Consider the following 14735-nt stretch of genomic DNA (forward strand, 5'->3'; position numbering starts at 1 on the left):
CCAGAGATAGTACAGCTCGCCTTTAATCTTCAGAAAGACCTCATCCAAGTGCCAAGTATCACCGGGCTGGGGTCGGCGCCTGCGGAGCTTGCGGGCAAACTCGCCACCAAAGATGAGGCACCACTGCCGGATACTCTCGTGACTGACGACGATGCCGCGCTCGGCAAGGATCAGCTCAATGTCTCGGAAGCTCAGCCTGAAAAGGTGGTACAGCCAGACAGCATGGCGAATGATCTCAGCCGGAAAGCGATAGCCGGGGTAGGTGGCGGGCTCGGGGGTCATCCCGCCATCCTGGCCCTGCCGCCTCGTTCCGGCCAGAGCCCAACAACCTGACAATTCCCGGCTGAGGTCTCGGCCGATAGCGGCTACTGCTCCGAGGCCAACCTGGCCGACCTCGCCCGGCGCGGGATCCGCGGCTACGTCGCCACCGGTCGCGCCAAGCACCCCGACGGCGGCGAGGACCGACGCCGAGGTCCGCTGGTCTCGGCCATGCGCCAGCGGCTCAGACGCGCCGGCCGACGCAGCCGATACCGATTACGCAAGCAGGTCGTCGAGCCTGTCTTTGGGCAGATCAAAGGTGCACGAAGGTTCCAGCAGTTCCTGCTCCGCGGCATCCAGAAAGTGAAATACGAATGGGCGCTGGTCTGCACTGCCCACAACCTCACCAAGCTCGCCAGGACAGCCGCCGCCTAACCCACAGCGGCGGCGTGCACGCGATGAACGGCCCTCCAACCCCTTCGGCGTCAGCCCGGTATGCGGTTACCGGGACGGGCTCCTAGCTCTAAATCAGGTGGAAGCCACCAGTTAGGCTGCCGTCGATCCCTGGATTGATGTCAGCGAGCTGGTATGTTCCTTCCGCCGTGCCGTCTGAGATCCAAGGTTCGGTGCCGTCTGGTCCAGTTCCTGCGATCAACGCCCGTCCGTCATTGGTTGCTGTGTAAACGACAGCGTTGCTGATTCCCGGCCCTGGAAAAATATCCTTCACGATATGCGTGCCTGCCTCGGTCCCATCGGTCACCCAAAGCTCAATCTGGTTTTCCGGCGTCAGCGCGCTCAGGAGAGCTTTCCCCTCGCCGATGGAGACGATGAAGTTGGCTGCTCCATCCGCCGAGCCCGGATTGATGTCCTTGACGAGATAGGTCCCGTCGGCCGTGCCATCCGTCGCCCACACCTCCCGGCCATGGATTGGGTCAAATGCGGTGAACAGGAACTGCCCGTTGCCCAAGGCCGTGAACTGTTGCGTATTGGCGTTACCACTCGGGTCGCCCCAATCTAGGCCAGGCCAAATCTCTCGCACCAAGTGGGTGCCGGCCGCTGTTCCGTCGCTGACCCATAGCTCGCTTCCGGTGCCCACTCCGGTCCCACTGAACAGAAAGCGCCCGTCACCCATGGCAGTAATGTTGATCGGATTGCCCCAGTCTGTGCCGGGCTGAAGATCGACCAAGAGATGGGTCCCAGCGGACGTCCCGTCCGTGATCCACAACTCCGTTCCATGTTCTGCATCGTTGGCTCGGAAGACCGCAAGGCCACCGCCAATATCTGTAGGCCGGCCGACAAACCGACCTCGGGATCCATCATCGAGATCCAGGATAACCTGTGTCCCCGCGGACGTGCCATCGGTGATCCAGAGTTGGGTTTGGAACGCAAAGAAGGCCTTCCCAACGCCGAACGATGAAAGCACCGTATCGTAGGGAGAACTGCCATCGATACCAGGCACAATGTCCTTCAGGAGAAACGTGCCCGAGGCCGTCCCATCACTCACCCACCACTCCCGGCCTGTCTCCTCGTCTAAGCCCGAGAAAACGGCTCGTCCATCATGCAGAGAGACAAAGCTGCGAGGATCGCTTTGATCGTCGAAGCCCATATCTCGAACGAGGTGGGTGCCGGCCTCTGTACCATCCGTGACCCATAGCTGAGTCCTGGGGCCGTTCGCATCCCCAGATGCGCCAAACAGGATGTGGCGGTCATCCAGGTAGCCGAAGTCTCCTGGATAACTGAATTGGAAGCTGTCGCCCGTACCCGGATTGAGGTCCTTCACCAAACGCGTACCCGCAGAGGTACCATCCGTCACCCAGAGCTCGCGGCCATGTTCAGGATCAAAAGCGCTGAAGACGAATTGCTGATCAGCCGCCGGTGGGGGTGGCGGAGGGGGCGCCCCGGGATCGATCGTCTTATCGGAGAAGCGGAGCTGCTCGATCCCCCGAACGATGTCTGTCCCATCGTTACCATCTGTCTGGTTCAAGTCCCGTACCCGATACGCCCCATAGCCCAAGGCCGTGATAGAATAATCCATGGAAAGTCCATGGAAGACTGCCGTGTCGTGGCCTGGGCCGCCGAAAAGGAAATCATTGCCGGAGCCGCCGTCCAGTGTGTCGGAGCCCTTACCTCCGTACAGGAAGTCCGCGCCCCCTAGCCCCGACAGGCGATCATCACCGCCGTGCCCGATCAGGACGTTCGACCCGCTATTGCCGGTGAGCACCTTGCTCGAGCCGGTTCCCCATTTCCGCGCCATGGCGTTTCGTCCCTAAACCTTTCGTTATCAGCACCGTGCGGCAACGGCAGCGAACTGGTCTAGCGCTGTGATTGAAGCAAAGCACACTAGTCCGTGATTAGAGTCACTAACGCGGTGTTGGTGCACTGCTGGCCACCGCAGCATTGAACTCGAAAAGACAAGAAACTTGGTTTCAATCCGCTTGGCGGTTGTTTGCCGGAAGGTGAAACCTCCCGACAGATGACTGGCCTGACGCCGTCCGCCCAACCCAAAAGCCCAATTTCCGTTTCATTACCCAATCCAAGACACAAACGTGCGGCGACTGTTTGAGCGTGGAAAGCCTTTGATCTTCACCCGCAGAGCCAAACTCATATCCTGTCGGCTGTTCGGTCCGTGCTTGGGCTCGCGCCAGCCGTATCGAGCAGGAACAAGCCAGCAGCAAGCTGCGCGTGGGAGGAACCAAATGGGAAAACCGCCGGGCTGTACCGCCATTAAACCCGGATCCGGGCCAATGTCGCGCCGTGCTACGCTCAGCATGGTTGCTGGAGGTTTGGCTGCCCCGATTGTTGGTCCTTCGACACGAGGGCATGCGCAGTCTGGTGCGGACTGGCCGACCCGATCCGTTCGCTACATCAACATTTTCCCGCCAGGCGGCGCCACTGACACACTGTCGCGGCTCTACTGTGCCAAGATGAGTGAAATCACCGGCCAGCAGTTCGTGGTGGAGAACCGCTCAGGCTCTGGTGGCAATGTTGGGGTCGACGCAATCGCCAAGTCACCGCCCGACGGATACACGATTGGCCTTGGCAGCATCGCATCCCATGCCATCGCGCCGACGCTCTATGCCAGCCTGCCCTTCAATCCGGCACAGGACTTCACCTTCATCTCCGGCCTCTGGCAGTTGCCCAACCTGCTGGTGGTCAATAACGATTTGCCAGCACGTAGCGTGCCGGAGCTGATCGCCCTGCTGAAGGCGAACCCCGGTAAATACGCCTATGGCTCCTCCGGCATCGGCACCACGCCACATCTCTCGGGTGAGCTGCTGAAGCAGATGGTCGGGACGAACATCCTGCACGTGCCCTATCGTGGTGGCGCACCAGCGCTACTCGACCTGCTGGCTGGGCGGGTCCACCTAATCATGGACAATATCCCGGGTCTCCTACCAACCGCCCGCGAGGGGCGAATCCGCGCACTTGCCGTCACCGGCCCGCAGCGCAGTGCGGCGGCGCCGGACCTGCCAACCATGTCGGAGTTCCTGCCAGGGTTCGAGATTACTTCCTGGGGCGCGGTCTGCAGCCCGGCCGGCATCCCGGAGCCTATCGTGAAGCGGCATTCGACCTTTGCGAAGCAGGCCCTCGAGAGCCCCGACCTGGTCCGAAGCTTTCAGGAACTTGGTGCTAAATCCTGGTGGACGACGCCGGCGGAACTCGTTGCCTTCCGCGCCAGCGAGGAGGCCCGACTGGCACCGCTGATCCGCGCAAGCGGAGCGCGAGTGGAGTAAGCAAGCGCGATCACCCGGCACGATCGCGTCACGTCTACCCAACACCAGACACGTCAGGAGCTGACGTCCATAGGCGGTAATGTCAGTTACCGCCTATGATTGAGCGTAAGTGAGGCCTACGGGCCCTCTCGGCCTTCACTTGACGCAGGACTGTTTTCGGCGGCTGCCCAGTGCCACGGCATGAGCTCGTCGAGGCACCGTCAACCTGGCAGGGGTTGGCCGCTTGCCCCGGGTCCGTAAGCATCCAGAATGAGATTGCCAGCCGCCAGCTCCCTCTATGCCGGGTTCCGCTTTCCCGCCGAGGTCATCAGCCACGCGGTTTGGGTGTATTTTCGCTTCCCGCTTAGCTTGCGCATGGTCGAGGAGATGCTGGCGGCACGCGGCATCGTGGTCAGCCACGAGACGGTGCGGCAGTGGGCGCTCAAGTTCGGCCAGAGTTCGCCAACCGGATCCGACGAAGACTGCCCCGTGTCGGAGACAAATGGCACCTCGACGAGGTCGCAATCGAGATCGCTGGGGCGAAGCACTGGCTCTGGCGTGCCGTAGATCAGACCGGAATGGTGCTTGACGTGCTGGTCCAGAGCCGGCGCGACAAGCGGGCGGCGAAGCGTCTGCTCCGCAAACTTCTCAAGCGGCAGTGCCGGGCGCCACGCGTCATGGTCACTGACAAGCTCCCGAGCTACGGGGCAGCGAAGCGGGAGGTGATCCCTGGTGTCGAGCACCGCCAGCAAGGGGCTCAACAACCGCGCGGAGAATTTGTATGGGGCGTTCCTGGTCAAGTGTTTTCCGTTCGCATCTCCCGCTTTTCGGCTGCAGCCCTGAACCAGGGCATCGGCTTACAGAAGACAATCCGAGGGGAGCTCGCCTTGGGCGCGATGGGTCGCGCCACAAACTTGTATGCGGTGGGCCCGATGGGACCCGAACCATGATGCAGCCATGCGCATCGGCGGCGAAGCTCCGGGGCGGCGGGCCCAGTCTCACACGCGGCGTCTGAGGCCATAATTCTCGTCGGGCAACCGCCACCTCGGACCATCATCGGTGACCTGCGACGTCACAGCAGGCACCGAACCTGTTCTGAACCTCTCTATCCGGCGACGGTTACCGCCGAACGTAGGGCGAAGCCGGCCGGCGGTTGTCCGGTGGTGGCAAATCGCCACAGGGCCAGCAGCAGCTTTCTCGCCAGTGCGACGATCAGTGTCTTGCGCGTGCCGGGGCGGGCGTCGACCGTCCGCGCCTGGTACCACTGCACGAGCGCGCTCTGCTTCTGGAAGATCAGAAAGCGCCAGGCCAGTTGGATCATGCCACGCCGAACACGCGCATTGCCCGCCTTGGCCAAGCCCTTCTCGCGTCGCCTGGCTCCGCTCTCATCCGGTGCGCCGGTGAGGCCGGCGTAGCGTGCTACCGCCCGCCGGTCTCGCAGCCCGCGCGACAGAATCTCGTGCACCAGCATATCTGCCGTTTCCACGCCGAGGCCGATGACGCGGGCCAGCAGCCGCACCGCCGCGTTCAGCCTACTTTCAGGCGCCGCTTCCAGCCGCTCCATGCGCGCAAACTCGAGCTCTTGGATCTGGTCACGAATGAGGCGCAGACGCGCCATGTCGCGCCGCAGCTCGGACAAGGTGTTCGGCGGTATCGCATCTCCCTCCGGCGTGCGCAGGCCTTCGAGGCGTTCCGGAGCGCGGCGCAGGGTTGGCTTGAACCCCCGAATGCCGAGACGGGCCAAGCAGCCGCGGATACGGTTGATGGCCCGCGTGCGCTCCGCGACAAGTGCTTCCCGCTCGCGGTTGGGACGCCGGGCGTCCTCCGCTTCCAGTGTTGGGACCGCAGCCATGCTGCAGTGGCCCGCTTCGCCCCGAAGCCAGCCCAGGAAGGCCCGCTTGAGCAGCTCCGTGTCGAGCCGGTCCGTTTTGGCACGGCGGTGCTCGCGGGACACAGCAACGCTGGTGGGATGGATGACGTCTGCTTCGACGCCGCGAGCCCGCAGCCAGCGCGCGAGCCAGAAGCCGTCACGGCCGGCCTCAAAAGCCACGGCGATGCGCGTGATCCGGCGCCCGGCTTTGGCAGCCTCTTCCCGCCAGCGTTCCAGCTGGCGGAGCAGCCCCGCCTCGTCCACGGCAAGCTTCTTCAGCGGGTTGCGCTCGAGGCCCGGAACAATGGCCGCGGTGAGCCAGCTTGACTGGCTCAGTTCGATGACAGCGATGAGAGTGGTTTCGGTGTTGAGGGCGGTACGGCACCGGTCTGAGTCGTTTGGTACGGTGTAAAAGTCGGCACTCGATCTGTCGGACAGTGTCCGATGACGGCGCGCCAACGGCTTCGTTCAGTGTGCCGCGGCCGGGCGCGCCGCCGTCAAGTCCGGCGCCTCCGGCGCCCCGCTACGCGGCTGCGGGACTTGACCGCAGCGCGCGGCCGCGAGATCCGCATTGGTGCCGTCGACGCGGTTCTGTGCGCGTCGCCCACGATTCAAGTTCGGATCTCATCGGGCACTGTCTGACAAATCTAATCCTGACTTTCACAGGTACGGGCATGAGGAGCCTCCATCGACTTGGTCCTGCGGCGATGGTGCTCCACCTCGCCGCCCGCCCCATAGCGTCTCACACCGACCTACCCGCCGACGAGAGCGGCAGATGCAGCGATCAAGTCTCCCGCCCAAGCCCAACGGTTCCTGTCAGCGCATGCCATGATCTATGGCCACTTCCGGCCGCGCCGCCATCTGATGGCCGCCGCCCAGCATCGTCGCGCTCGCGCCAAGGCCTTCCGGGTCTGGCGTCAGGAAACGTGCGCCCAGATCGCCGCGTAAAACCAAGCACGCACCCTCGTGCGGGCAAACTCAGCGTCACGTCCAACAAGTTGCCAATGCCGCTACAACCAATATGTCACCGCCAGCCGCCGTCGCCTGGTGCACATTCGTCGCGCCACAGCCGCACTTGCCATCCTCAAAGCAGCATAGGTCGCGTTTTGCCTGCACCTTTCGCCGTCAGACCTGGCGCGAGCGCTGACAGATCCGTCAAAAATGCCCATGCCGAGCACTCGGCCCGCAGCCGGAGCGCCTGTGCGCAGGCTGCCGAGCAGGTCACTCCAGCACTACCATCGCGCATCGCCGGCGAGGAGCAGGACGACGGCGCGCACCGAGTCCGGCGCGTTGTCGCGCAGCCGGTCGGACATCGAGGTGGGCGCGAAGACGCCCGGTGTGGGTTCGGCGAAGACACCACAGGCAGCGTGTGGGTTTGGAACACGGCCCTCTGCACAGACACAGCGAGGCCAATCCTGATTTCGCCTGGCGTTCCACGAGCCTGGGAGAGAGGATCACGCCTGCCGACTTGATCCCCATTAAAGGGGAGGATCAACGCTATCATGTGCGGTCGGTACATCATCTGGCCGACCGACAGGTCGCAACTGGCCCGACCGATATGTCGCAGCCAGTGTCTCGATCCAGCTGGCCACATGACCCGCTACCGCAGCCGCGTGTTCGGTGACATGTGGGAGGCCGACGAGTTCGCCGAAGGTCCCCCTGGCCAGCGGTCCAACCGCAAGCAGCGTGTCATCTGGCTGCCCTTCGCTGTTGAGGACGCGGCTGAGCCGGTCGACATGCACACCGAGGGCGTATGGATCTCTATGCAGCAGGCCGACTGCCGCCAGCGACGCTAGCGCGGGGTTGCTGGCGACAGCAGCACGATGCGCTGGACCAATGGCCAGTACCACCGCATCAACTCGCCGTCGTATCCGGTGGAGCATGCTCATCCCGCGGGGCCTCAGCGCGACATCAATGCGCCCTTCGGCCGAGGAGATATCGATGAGAGACGCCGCCAGGACTTCAAGCCGTCCGTCCTCCCTCGCGCTATGGACTGCTCTTTCGGCTGGCGGCGCCGCACGATACCGGTGCACGTCCCAGTATGGCCGCAGATGCCGGAGGAGGCGTAGCCGCTCCTCTTCGGGCAGGGCGGCCCAGACCACTCGGGCGTCGCGGACCAATGCTCTGATGACTGCCTGCCAGGGTTGGCCAGCCGCTGCTGCTGTAATCACAGCGGCACGGACACGCCGAAGGAGATCGAGGGCGGATTGGGATGGAGCCTCCGCGAACTCGCCCCAGGCTCCGCTGATAGGTCGTTCATGTGGACGTGAAAGCAGCCCACGCCTCGAGACCGCAGTAATCCGTCCTCGGTGCCCGCGCAACTCCAGCGAGGCAACGATGTCGGCCATGGTCAAGCCAGTGCCCAGGATCAGAACGTCATCGGTCGCGCGGACCGCCGCCAACGCTCCCTCCGCCCAGGGATTTAAGACAATCCTGGGGTGCTCCAAGAGAGGGCCGGCCAAGGCTGGCAGCAGGGCGGGCGACGGGTGACCCGTGGCGAGTGCAACCAAGTCGGCCTCGAGGCACCCACCACTGCCCAACTCGACGCGCCAGCTGCGTCCCCATCTGATCACCTTCCTAACGGTGTCCCGGACATGCCGGATGGCAGCCAAGCCGCCATGCGCCTCGGCCAGCGTCTCTGCGACGTAGACGCCGAACAGGCTTCGGCGAGGGAACAGCCCAAGTGCATCCACCATGCCCGGGTCTGCTTCGGGCGCTCGCCTGCGCTGCAACCAGCGAGTGAAGTGGTCTGGCTCGTTTGGAAGGAGCGTCATCCCTGCGGCGGGTACGTTCACCCTGTGCGCCGGGTCGGTGGTGCCATAGGCGAGGCCGGCCCCGAGTGCGGCCCGCGGCTCCACAATCTGCAGCGATAGTGCCACACGTGTCTGCCGCGCGAGATGGATTGCGAACGCTGCGCCAGTGAAGCCGCCGCCCACGACCACAACACGTATCTCCGGCGCGTGCGGGTATGGTGCCGGACCGCGGAAAAGTGTCATTGGTGGCCACTCCTTGTTCGCAGGGAGGCCAATTGTTTGGGAGGCCTTCGTACTCGGTTTACGGCACAGAAGATCTGGCGAAGGATCAGCGCCCGTATCCCACATCGTTCTCAAGGAATGCCTTGAACAGCTTCGAACATTCTGCAGGCGCCTCAAGCGTCGGCAAATGGCCGCAACCCCGCAGCACATGGAAATGCGCGTGCGGCAGGCCGTCTGCGAGCGCTCGGCCGACCGACACCGGTACAATCTGGTCGGCCTCTCCCCAGACGACCAGAGCCGGCATCCGTAGAGCGGCAAGGCGGGAGGTCACCTCGGCCCGTGATCTGAGCGCGCGCGCTTGGACCGCTCCGGCCTTGCTGCCAACCCGGCCAGCCATTGCCATGAAGATTTCCGCCGCTCTTGTAGCCTCCTTCGGCACTGCCAACTTGGCCAGCATCTCAATAACGGCGCCTGGCATGGTTTCTAGCCCGGCGACCAGTTCCTGCACGCTGGCCTCCGGTGCTGCTGGATCGCACCCCATGAGCCAGAGTGCCGTGACCCGCTCGGGCGCGGCTAGCCCTACTTCGAGTGCAATGCTGCTGCCATAGGAGGTGCCGACTACAATGAACTTCGGCGGCGCTTTCGCCAGGACGGCTGCAACGTTGTCTTGGATCGTCGGCTCCGACAGCACCATCACTTGGGCCTCGACCATGCCGCCCAGTTGCTCGATCACTTCGCGGTACATGGCACCGTCGGACAGCAGGGCCGGTATGAGGACCACAGGCACAGGCATTCCAGCCACAACACGTGCTCCCGAGTTAGGTCCGTAGTGTGGACGACTGTCGCTGCCGGTTCAGGCGGCCTTGACCTCAACAACAAGCTGCACGCGCGGGCGGCGGAAGGCCGGCACAACACCGCGCACAAACACCGCAGCGGAAGCTCCGGCTTCCAGAAGTCCGGTGACCTCGTCGGCATCTTCTGGCGGCAGATAACCGAGCATGCTGCCGTCCTGAGCGCGGACTTCGAGGCGGCTTGGTGCTTTGCCGCGGTCGGCAGCGGAGGCGGTCTGCTGACCGCTGCGCTGAAGCTCAAGCCGAACGCCAGCTTGCAGCCAAGGCGCCGACGATAGCCCCTGGTCCAGGCCAGCGGCGCAAAGAAGATAAGTGTCGATCATGGATGGTACGCTCCCGCCGCGGATGAGGGCTCGTGCCCACAAGCGGTACCGCTGATGGAAAGTAATCTGGCTAAGGTGATCTGGTCGCCGACACTCCAGAAACTCAAAAAGTCATTCCAGATCTTGCTGCTGCAGGTAGATGTGGGAGCGACCTTGGCTACTGTTCCAAACAAAGCTGGATTGTTTTTGTTCATTGAACGGGACGTTCCTCGAATGCTTTGCGGTTCAGCCCTGAGTTTCAGCCCTTCTTAATCGCTCCCACGGCCGTGAGTTACACTGCGCATTGTTCAATATGAAATACACGAATAAGTGATCGTGCTACAGAAAATGTGTCTGAAACTAAATCGATTAGGCAGACACTCACCCGCAAGCGAGCTTAGGAGCGTCACGAACGCAACTTGGGCCGGAAGCTCCTGTTGTCTCGGCTTCGCATTTGTGGAATCTACCACTTATGGTTGTCCATAACGGCCGGAACACCCGTCACGACTCTCCACAGTCCGTGGCTTTGTCTCTTCATGCCCATGCCGAGGCCGTCGCAGCCTTGCATCTGACCGGGCTGAGGCGTCAGTTCGAGGCGATCAGAGACATTTTTGGGCAGGATCCACCACATCGGTCGCGCGAGGGTCTCTGGGTCGCCCTCGAGGTGCTGCTCGCCCATTTGCGGGGTGAGCAGATTGCGCAGCGAGATCTGGTTGTACGAGCCAATGGCCTGCTTAGCGCGCCGACGCTGTCACGGGTCGTTGTCGCGCTGGAGCGCCAGGGTCTGGTTACCTCCAAGCTGGCGCCGGGACATGCCCGTCTGAAGGTACTGCACCCCACCAAACGAGCCCTCGACATCCTAACCGCTCGCGCCGAGGAGGCCTTTGGCGATTTCGCCAAGATCATGGTCTCGCTCGAGGAGCGCCTGGCTAACAAAACGGAGCAGCCGATAGAGGACGGGCACCCGCCATAGGCGGCTAAGAACCTATCCCGGTAGGGCCTGTCGCCACGTGATGATGGCGAGCGCGAAGTGGAGTAGCGCGAGGTAGTTGGCGGGCCTTTTGGCCCAGCGGATCAGGATGGATCGGAAGCGGTGGAGCCAGGAATCCGTGCGCTCGACCACCCAGCGCCTTGCCTTGGCGTGGGCGTGACGCTCGGCCCTGATCTCCTCGCCGCGGGTGCGCATATGCAGGGTGAAGCCGAACTCTGCGGCCAAGGCGCGCGGCTCGTCGTAGTCAAAGCCCTTGTCGAGGCATAGATGCTGCGGCTGGCGCCGCGTTGGCTTGGGCCGCCGGACCGGGATGGCCTTGAGGGTAGGACGCATCAGCTTGTGGTCGTTGCGGTTGGCTCCTTCGATCACCGCCCCGAGGGGCACTCCGCGGCCGTCGGTCAGCACTGAGCGCTTGACCCCGCGCTTGCCGCGGTCGGTGGGGTTGGGGCCGGTTTTCCCCCCCACCGAGCGGCGCCTTGCCCATCGCTCCGTCCAGCGCCAGCCACGTCCAGTCGATCCCGCGCAACGCGTCGTAGGCCAGCAGGCCCTCGCGCCAGAACGCCTCGAAGACCCCGGCTCGGGTCCACTCCTGGAAGCGCCGGTGCGCCGAGGACGACGAGCAGATCGTCGTTACTCGAAGGGCATTCCACTGGCACCCCGTCCGCAGCACAAAGAAGATCGCGTCCATCGCCGCCCGGTCTGGCACCCGCGGGTTGTGGCAGCCCAGTGGGTGCTTCGGCCGCGCCGGCAGCAGCGGCTCCATCTTGGCCCACAGCGCATCCGGCAGTCGCCAGCCGTCATCCCGCACACGCCGTCGCCTCGTCTTCAGATCAGCCTTTCTCGCCATGCCTGAAAAATAGTAATCAGCTGTGACGCTGCCTACCGGGATAGTTTCTAAGCGGGCGCGATCCGCTGAGGGCCGACACCGTGGCCGTCAAGGCGCTGGGACTGAACGGCTTGTAGAAGACCTGCTCCCAGCCAGCCAAGGTTCGGCCGGCCAGCATCTCGGCGCTGCCGGTTTCATAGATCACCCGTAGCCCCGGCCGCCGCTGTCGGACCTTAGCAGCCAGGGCCAAACCATTATCACCTGAGCCCAGGTCGAGGTCAGTGACCAGCACGCTGATGGGCTGCGCCGGGTTATCGAGAATGGCCATGGCGTCCTCGGCGGTGCCCACTTCGAGGAACTCGAGCCCGGCTGCTTCGAAGAAGTCGGCGAGGGTGAGGCGCACCACGGCATCGTCCTCGACCAGCAGCACCGTCATCGGTTTGTTTCCTTTTCCTCTGAAGCTCAGTTAGCCCTTGGGTGAAAAGGTGCTCCCGCTTACATGAAACGAAATATCACGAGTGCGGGAAATTACGGCCAAGTTACTACTTTAGGTTGTATCCAGATAACTCACACAACCAAATTGGTAGCTGCCTTAGCGGTCTGGGCCATCAAGGTGGCAGGGCGGTGCGGATCAATGGTCGCCCACGACGAGGGTCCAACCTACTGAGCTGAGATCTGCCAAGCCTCACGCACTCCCCCCTGCGGGGTGGTGAGGCTGATCCGTAGCCCGCCGGGGATCCGCATCAGCCGGAAGCACCAGCCTTCCAGATCTGCAGGCAAGGTCCAGCCAGCCAAAGTGGTCTGCCAAGGCTGGTCCGCGATCCAGGTCTCAAGGCCGTCAGCGCCAGCGGCTGCTCGGAGTAGGCCACGGACTTCTTCTTCAGTCATGCAACGTCCTTGCCGGACTAATCTGGGCGCAGCATTCCGGCCCCGACACCACGCTCCGGAATTGGAAGCCGCCCGGCTGCGGGGGAGCAACCGGGCGGCTTCCTCGGCCCTGAGGCAAGGTTGAGTTTGAAACAGGTATTCAACTTGCAGGTTAATGCCAACAGCAAGCTATAGTGTCTGTATCAACGCAAATTTTCCACCGGAAGGGACTTAGGCCTTCATGAGCCTCTTGCCGGAGCCTCCACTACAGCCCGAAAAGTTGCACAGCTTGCTGGAGCAAACTGCGGCCGACGGCCCTCTCAGCGGCCCGTCCTACGCTTACCGGGGCGCGACGATCGACTGCCATAAGGGCGGCCATGTCTGCCGCCTGATGATGCCGGACCACCCACTGCATGGCCGGGGCTTCGGCTCGGTCGGTACCATCACGCCGCTGGTCGACCTATGGGTGGATGAGCGCCAGCTGCCGAAATACATGCGGGTGGTGCCGAAGGTGAGGTGAGGGGTGCGCAAGGCGAAGCCAAAGCCAGCGCTGGTGATCGTCTGCTCACGGTGCGGCGCCCGCTATGCCGATCCGGGCGGGGATGCATCGCCATGGCGCTGCAGGGTCTGCGAGGCAGTGCTGTCGCGGGAGAAGGCTGCGGCCTGAGCCCAAGCGGGAGATCGAATGAGCGGCGGCAGGGTCTATTCCGACAAGGCGACCTTCGACGCCGAGCTGGACCGGCTGACCGGCATCTGCCTCAAGCTCAAGGTGGCGGCGCAGAAGCAGGGCATCGAGACCGCGACCCGATCCGGCTCGCCCCTCTAAGCCTAGACCCGAGGTCATCCCTTGCGGGCTTTCACCTTGCGGAGGTGCCTGCGCCAACCTTTCGACTTCCGTGGCGCAGGCGGCGGGGTCGCAGCCTCTGTCTCCGGCCCAATGCGTTCAAGTACGCGGCGGGCAGCGCGGGCTGCTGTGGCGATGGGTTTGCCAATTGCGGTGTTCAATAGATCAGAGATGGCCACGATGCCAAAGTCCTCGCCTTGCTGGGGATTCTGCCTCCCCGTCGGCAAACAACGCAGCACCGCCCTGCACGTCGCCAGCGGCTCAGCGCGCCCATTGCCTGCGCTCGCGCATAGCAAGATAGCGGTGCCAATCAGACATTGCCGCTAGAGCTCAGAGCCCGCTTTCCACACGAGGTCAGCTGCCGATCATGGACCACAGAGCCACAGAGGATTACGGTAACCCGCATTATCATTTTCAAGAACTCAACATCTAATCGACGCGTATCCCAAGCTGGCGGATCACGCCGCCGAACTTCTCCCGCAGCTGCTGCAGCAGGTCGCGGAACTTGTCCGGTCCGCGCGCTTCGACCTCGATGCCGAGGGCTTCGAACTGCCGGCGCAGCGCCGGCGTGGCGAGGCCCTGCTGCACCTCGGTCACGAGCCGGTCGATGATCGGCTGCGGCGTGCCGGCCGGCACCATCAGGCCGTTCCAGCCGCCGATGTCGTAGTCCGGCGGGCCGCCGGCCGCGGCGATCGGCGGGATCCAGGGCACGAAGCGCGATGGCTGGGCCGTGGTCAGGCCAAGGGCACGCAGCTGTCCCTCCTGCACGAGCTTCAAGGCGGCGGCGAGCGTATCGACCCCATAATCCACTTGGCCGCCCAGCAGGGCCGACAAGGCCGGGGCGCTGCCGAGGAAGGGGATGTGCAGCGCCTCGATCCCGGCCATTGCATTGAAGACCGCGCCCAGCTGAGGTGGTCCCTGGATTTCGGACAGGCGGGTAAGCTCGGTTCGCTTGTGAGAAGGATGGCCCTGGATGACGGGCAAGCGGACGCGGTACTCGGCGGAGTTTAAGGCGAAGGTGGCGCTGGAGGCGCTGCGGGGTGAGCTGACGACGGCGCAGCTGGCGGCCAAGCACGGCATTCACCAGACGATGGTGGGTGAGTGGAAGCGGCAGGCCATGGAGGGGCTGACGGCGGTGTTCTCCGGCAAGGCGGCGGCGCCGGAGAGCGCGAAGGTGGCCGAGGCGGAGGTTGAGAAGCTGCACGCGAAGATCGGGCAGCTGTTGGTGGAACGGGATT

13 protein-coding genes and 5 pseudogenes are annotated in these 14735 nt (G+C 63.7%); 9 read left to right on the plus strand and 9 right to left on the minus strand.

Translation table 11 applies throughout. The features are described from left to right. A pseudogene (locus tag BLR02_RS26490) lies at positions 1-282 on the minus strand (IS6 family transposase); the annotation flags it as partial. A 57-nt stretch (positions 283-339) separates the two neighbouring features. Here BLR02_RS26490 and BLR02_RS26495 point away from each other — a divergent pair. Continuing rightward, positions 340-693 (plus strand): annotated as a pseudogene (locus tag BLR02_RS26495) (transposase); the annotation flags it as partial. 88 nt (positions 694-781) lie between these two features. On the opposite strand, the gene BLR02_RS26500 reads toward BLR02_RS26495, so the two are convergent. Further along, on the minus strand, positions 782-2512 hold the full coding sequence (locus tag BLR02_RS26500) for an ELWxxDGT repeat protein (RefSeq protein WP_090665264.1): 1731 nt from the start codon (positions 2510-2512) through the stop codon (positions 782-784). 442 nt (positions 2513-2954) lie between these two features. On the opposite strand from BLR02_RS26500, the gene BLR02_RS26505 reads away from it, so the two are divergent. Both BLR02_RS26505 and BLR02_RS26510 read left to right on the plus strand, forming a co-directional pair. Further along, entirely contained in the window at positions 2955-3992 is a 1038-nt protein-coding gene (locus BLR02_RS26505) for a Bug family tripartite tricarboxylate transporter substrate binding protein (RefSeq protein ID WP_090665265.1), read from the plus strand. 249 nt (positions 3993-4241) lie between these two features. Continuing rightward, a pseudogene (locus tag BLR02_RS26510) lies at positions 4242-4748 on the plus strand (IS6 family transposase); the annotation flags it as partial. A 328-nt stretch (positions 4749-5076) separates the two neighbouring features. Here BLR02_RS26510 and BLR02_RS26515 read toward each other — a convergent pair. Continuing rightward, complete coding sequence (locus tag BLR02_RS26515) at positions 5077-6300, minus strand: IS110 family RNA-guided transposase (protein ID WP_218128087.1); 1224 nt, start codon at positions 6298-6300, stop codon at positions 5077-5079. A 283-nt stretch (positions 6301-6583) separates the two neighbouring features. On the opposite strand from BLR02_RS26515, the pseudogene BLR02_RS30665 reads away from it, so the two are divergent. After that, positions 6584-6789 (plus strand): annotated as a pseudogene (locus BLR02_RS30665) (IS6 family transposase); the annotation flags it as partial. Between the two features lie 644 nt (positions 6790-7433). Beyond that, positions 7434-7637, plus strand: coding sequence for a hypothetical protein (locus tag BLR02_RS30670; protein ID WP_245704973.1), 204 nt, complete (start codon positions 7434-7436; stop codon positions 7635-7637). 702 nt (positions 7638-8339) lie between these two features. Here BLR02_RS30670 and BLR02_RS31170 read toward each other — a convergent pair. The 3 genes and pseudogenes from BLR02_RS31170 to BLR02_RS29015 all read right to left on the minus strand — a co-directional run. Next, a pseudogene (locus BLR02_RS31170) lies at positions 8340-9026 on the minus strand (FAD/NAD(P)-binding protein); the annotation flags it as partial. Then, positions 8923-9597 carry an alpha/beta fold hydrolase gene (locus BLR02_RS26525; protein ID WP_176849846.1) on the minus strand — a complete coding sequence of 225 codons (675 nt, stop codon included), beginning with the start codon at positions 9595-9597 and terminating at the stop codon, positions 8923-8925. The pseudogene BLR02_RS31170 and the gene BLR02_RS26525, both read right to left, overlap by 104 nt. Positions 9598-9669: 72 nt before the next feature. Continuing rightward, entirely contained in the window at positions 9670-9990 is a 321-nt protein-coding gene (locus tag BLR02_RS29015) for a hypothetical protein (RefSeq protein WP_143018326.1), read from the minus strand. Between the two features lie 541 nt (positions 9991-10531). Here BLR02_RS29015 and BLR02_RS26535 point away from each other — a divergent pair. Continuing rightward, positions 10532-10942 carry a helix-turn-helix domain-containing protein gene (locus BLR02_RS26535; protein WP_176849847.1) on the plus strand — a complete coding sequence of 137 codons (411 nt, stop codon included), beginning with the start codon at positions 10532-10534 and terminating at the stop codon, positions 10940-10942. A 12-nt stretch (positions 10943-10954) separates the two neighbouring features. Here BLR02_RS26535 and BLR02_RS26540 read toward each other — a convergent pair. Both BLR02_RS26540 and BLR02_RS26545 read right to left on the minus strand, forming a co-directional pair. Further along, positions 10955-11723 (minus strand): IS5 family transposase gene (locus BLR02_RS26540; protein WP_408735546.1). Its coding sequence is split into 2 segments (ribosomal slippage): positions 10955-11417 and positions 11416-11723, totalling 771 coding nucleotides; the frame shifts between segments, so codons are not numbered across the junction. Between the two features lie 100 nt (positions 11724-11823). Then, entirely contained in the window at positions 11824-12222 is a 399-nt protein-coding gene (locus BLR02_RS26545) for a response regulator (protein WP_090665271.1), read from the minus strand. A gap of 720 nt (positions 12223-12942) precedes the next feature. Between BLR02_RS26545 and BLR02_RS26550 the strand changes: the two genes are divergently transcribed. Continuing rightward, on the plus strand, positions 12943-13173 hold the full coding sequence (locus BLR02_RS26550; protein ID WP_090665272.1) for a hypothetical protein: 231 nt from the start codon (positions 12943-12945) through the stop codon (positions 13171-13173). A 165-nt stretch (positions 13174-13338) separates the two neighbouring features. Further along, on the plus strand, positions 13339-13479 hold the full coding sequence (locus BLR02_RS29840; protein WP_176849848.1) for a hypothetical protein: 141 nt from the start codon (positions 13339-13341) through the stop codon (positions 13477-13479). Between the two features lie 447 nt (positions 13480-13926). On the opposite strand, the gene BLR02_RS26555 is transcribed toward BLR02_RS29840, so the two are convergent. Further along, on the minus strand, positions 13927-14382 hold the full coding sequence (locus tag BLR02_RS26555; protein WP_176849849.1) for a tripartite tricarboxylate transporter substrate-binding protein: 456 nt from the start codon (positions 14380-14382) through the stop codon (positions 13927-13929). 88 nt (positions 14383-14470) lie between these two features. Between BLR02_RS26555 and BLR02_RS26560 the strand changes: the two genes are divergently transcribed. Then, positions 14471-14735, plus strand: a 265-nt coding sequence (locus BLR02_RS26560; protein ID WP_143018327.1) for a transposase, incomplete at its 3' end; no start/stop codon positions are given.

Origin of the sequence: Belnapia rosea (assembly GCF_900101615.1) — a bacterium.
In the GTDB taxonomy this organism is placed as follows: domain Bacteria; phylum Pseudomonadota; class Alphaproteobacteria; order Acetobacterales; family Acetobacteraceae; genus Belnapia; species Belnapia rosea.

What these genes read in the sequence shown, in the direction of transcription:
- BLR02_RS26500 (WP_090665264.1), bottom strand. Translation starts at nt 2,512, where the DNA reads ATGGCGCGGAAATGGGGAACCGGCTCGAGCAAGGTGCTCACCGGCAAT.
- BLR02_RS26505 (WP_090665265.1), top strand. Translation starts at nt 2,955, where the DNA reads ATGGGAAAACCGCCGGGCTGTACCGCCATTAAACCCGGATCCGGGCCA.
- BLR02_RS30670 (WP_245704973.1), top strand. Translation starts at nt 7,434, where the DNA reads ATGACCCGCTACCGCAGCCGCGTGTTCGGTGACATGTGGGAGGCCGAC.
- BLR02_RS29015 (WP_143018326.1), bottom strand. Translation starts at nt 9,990, where the DNA reads ATGATCGACACTTATCTTCTTTGCGCCGCTGGCCTGGACCAGGGGCTA.
- BLR02_RS26545 (WP_090665271.1), bottom strand. Translation starts at nt 12,222, where the DNA reads ATGACGGTGCTGCTGGTCGAGGACGATGCCGTGGTGCGCCTCACCCTC.
- BLR02_RS29840 (WP_176849848.1), top strand. Translation starts at nt 13,339, where the DNA reads ATGAGCGGCGGCAGGGTCTATTCCGACAAGGCGACCTTCGACGCCGAG.
- BLR02_RS26555 (WP_176849849.1), bottom strand. Translation starts at nt 14,382, where the DNA reads ATGGCCGGGATCGAGGCGCTGCACATCCCCTTCCTCGGCAGCGCCCCG.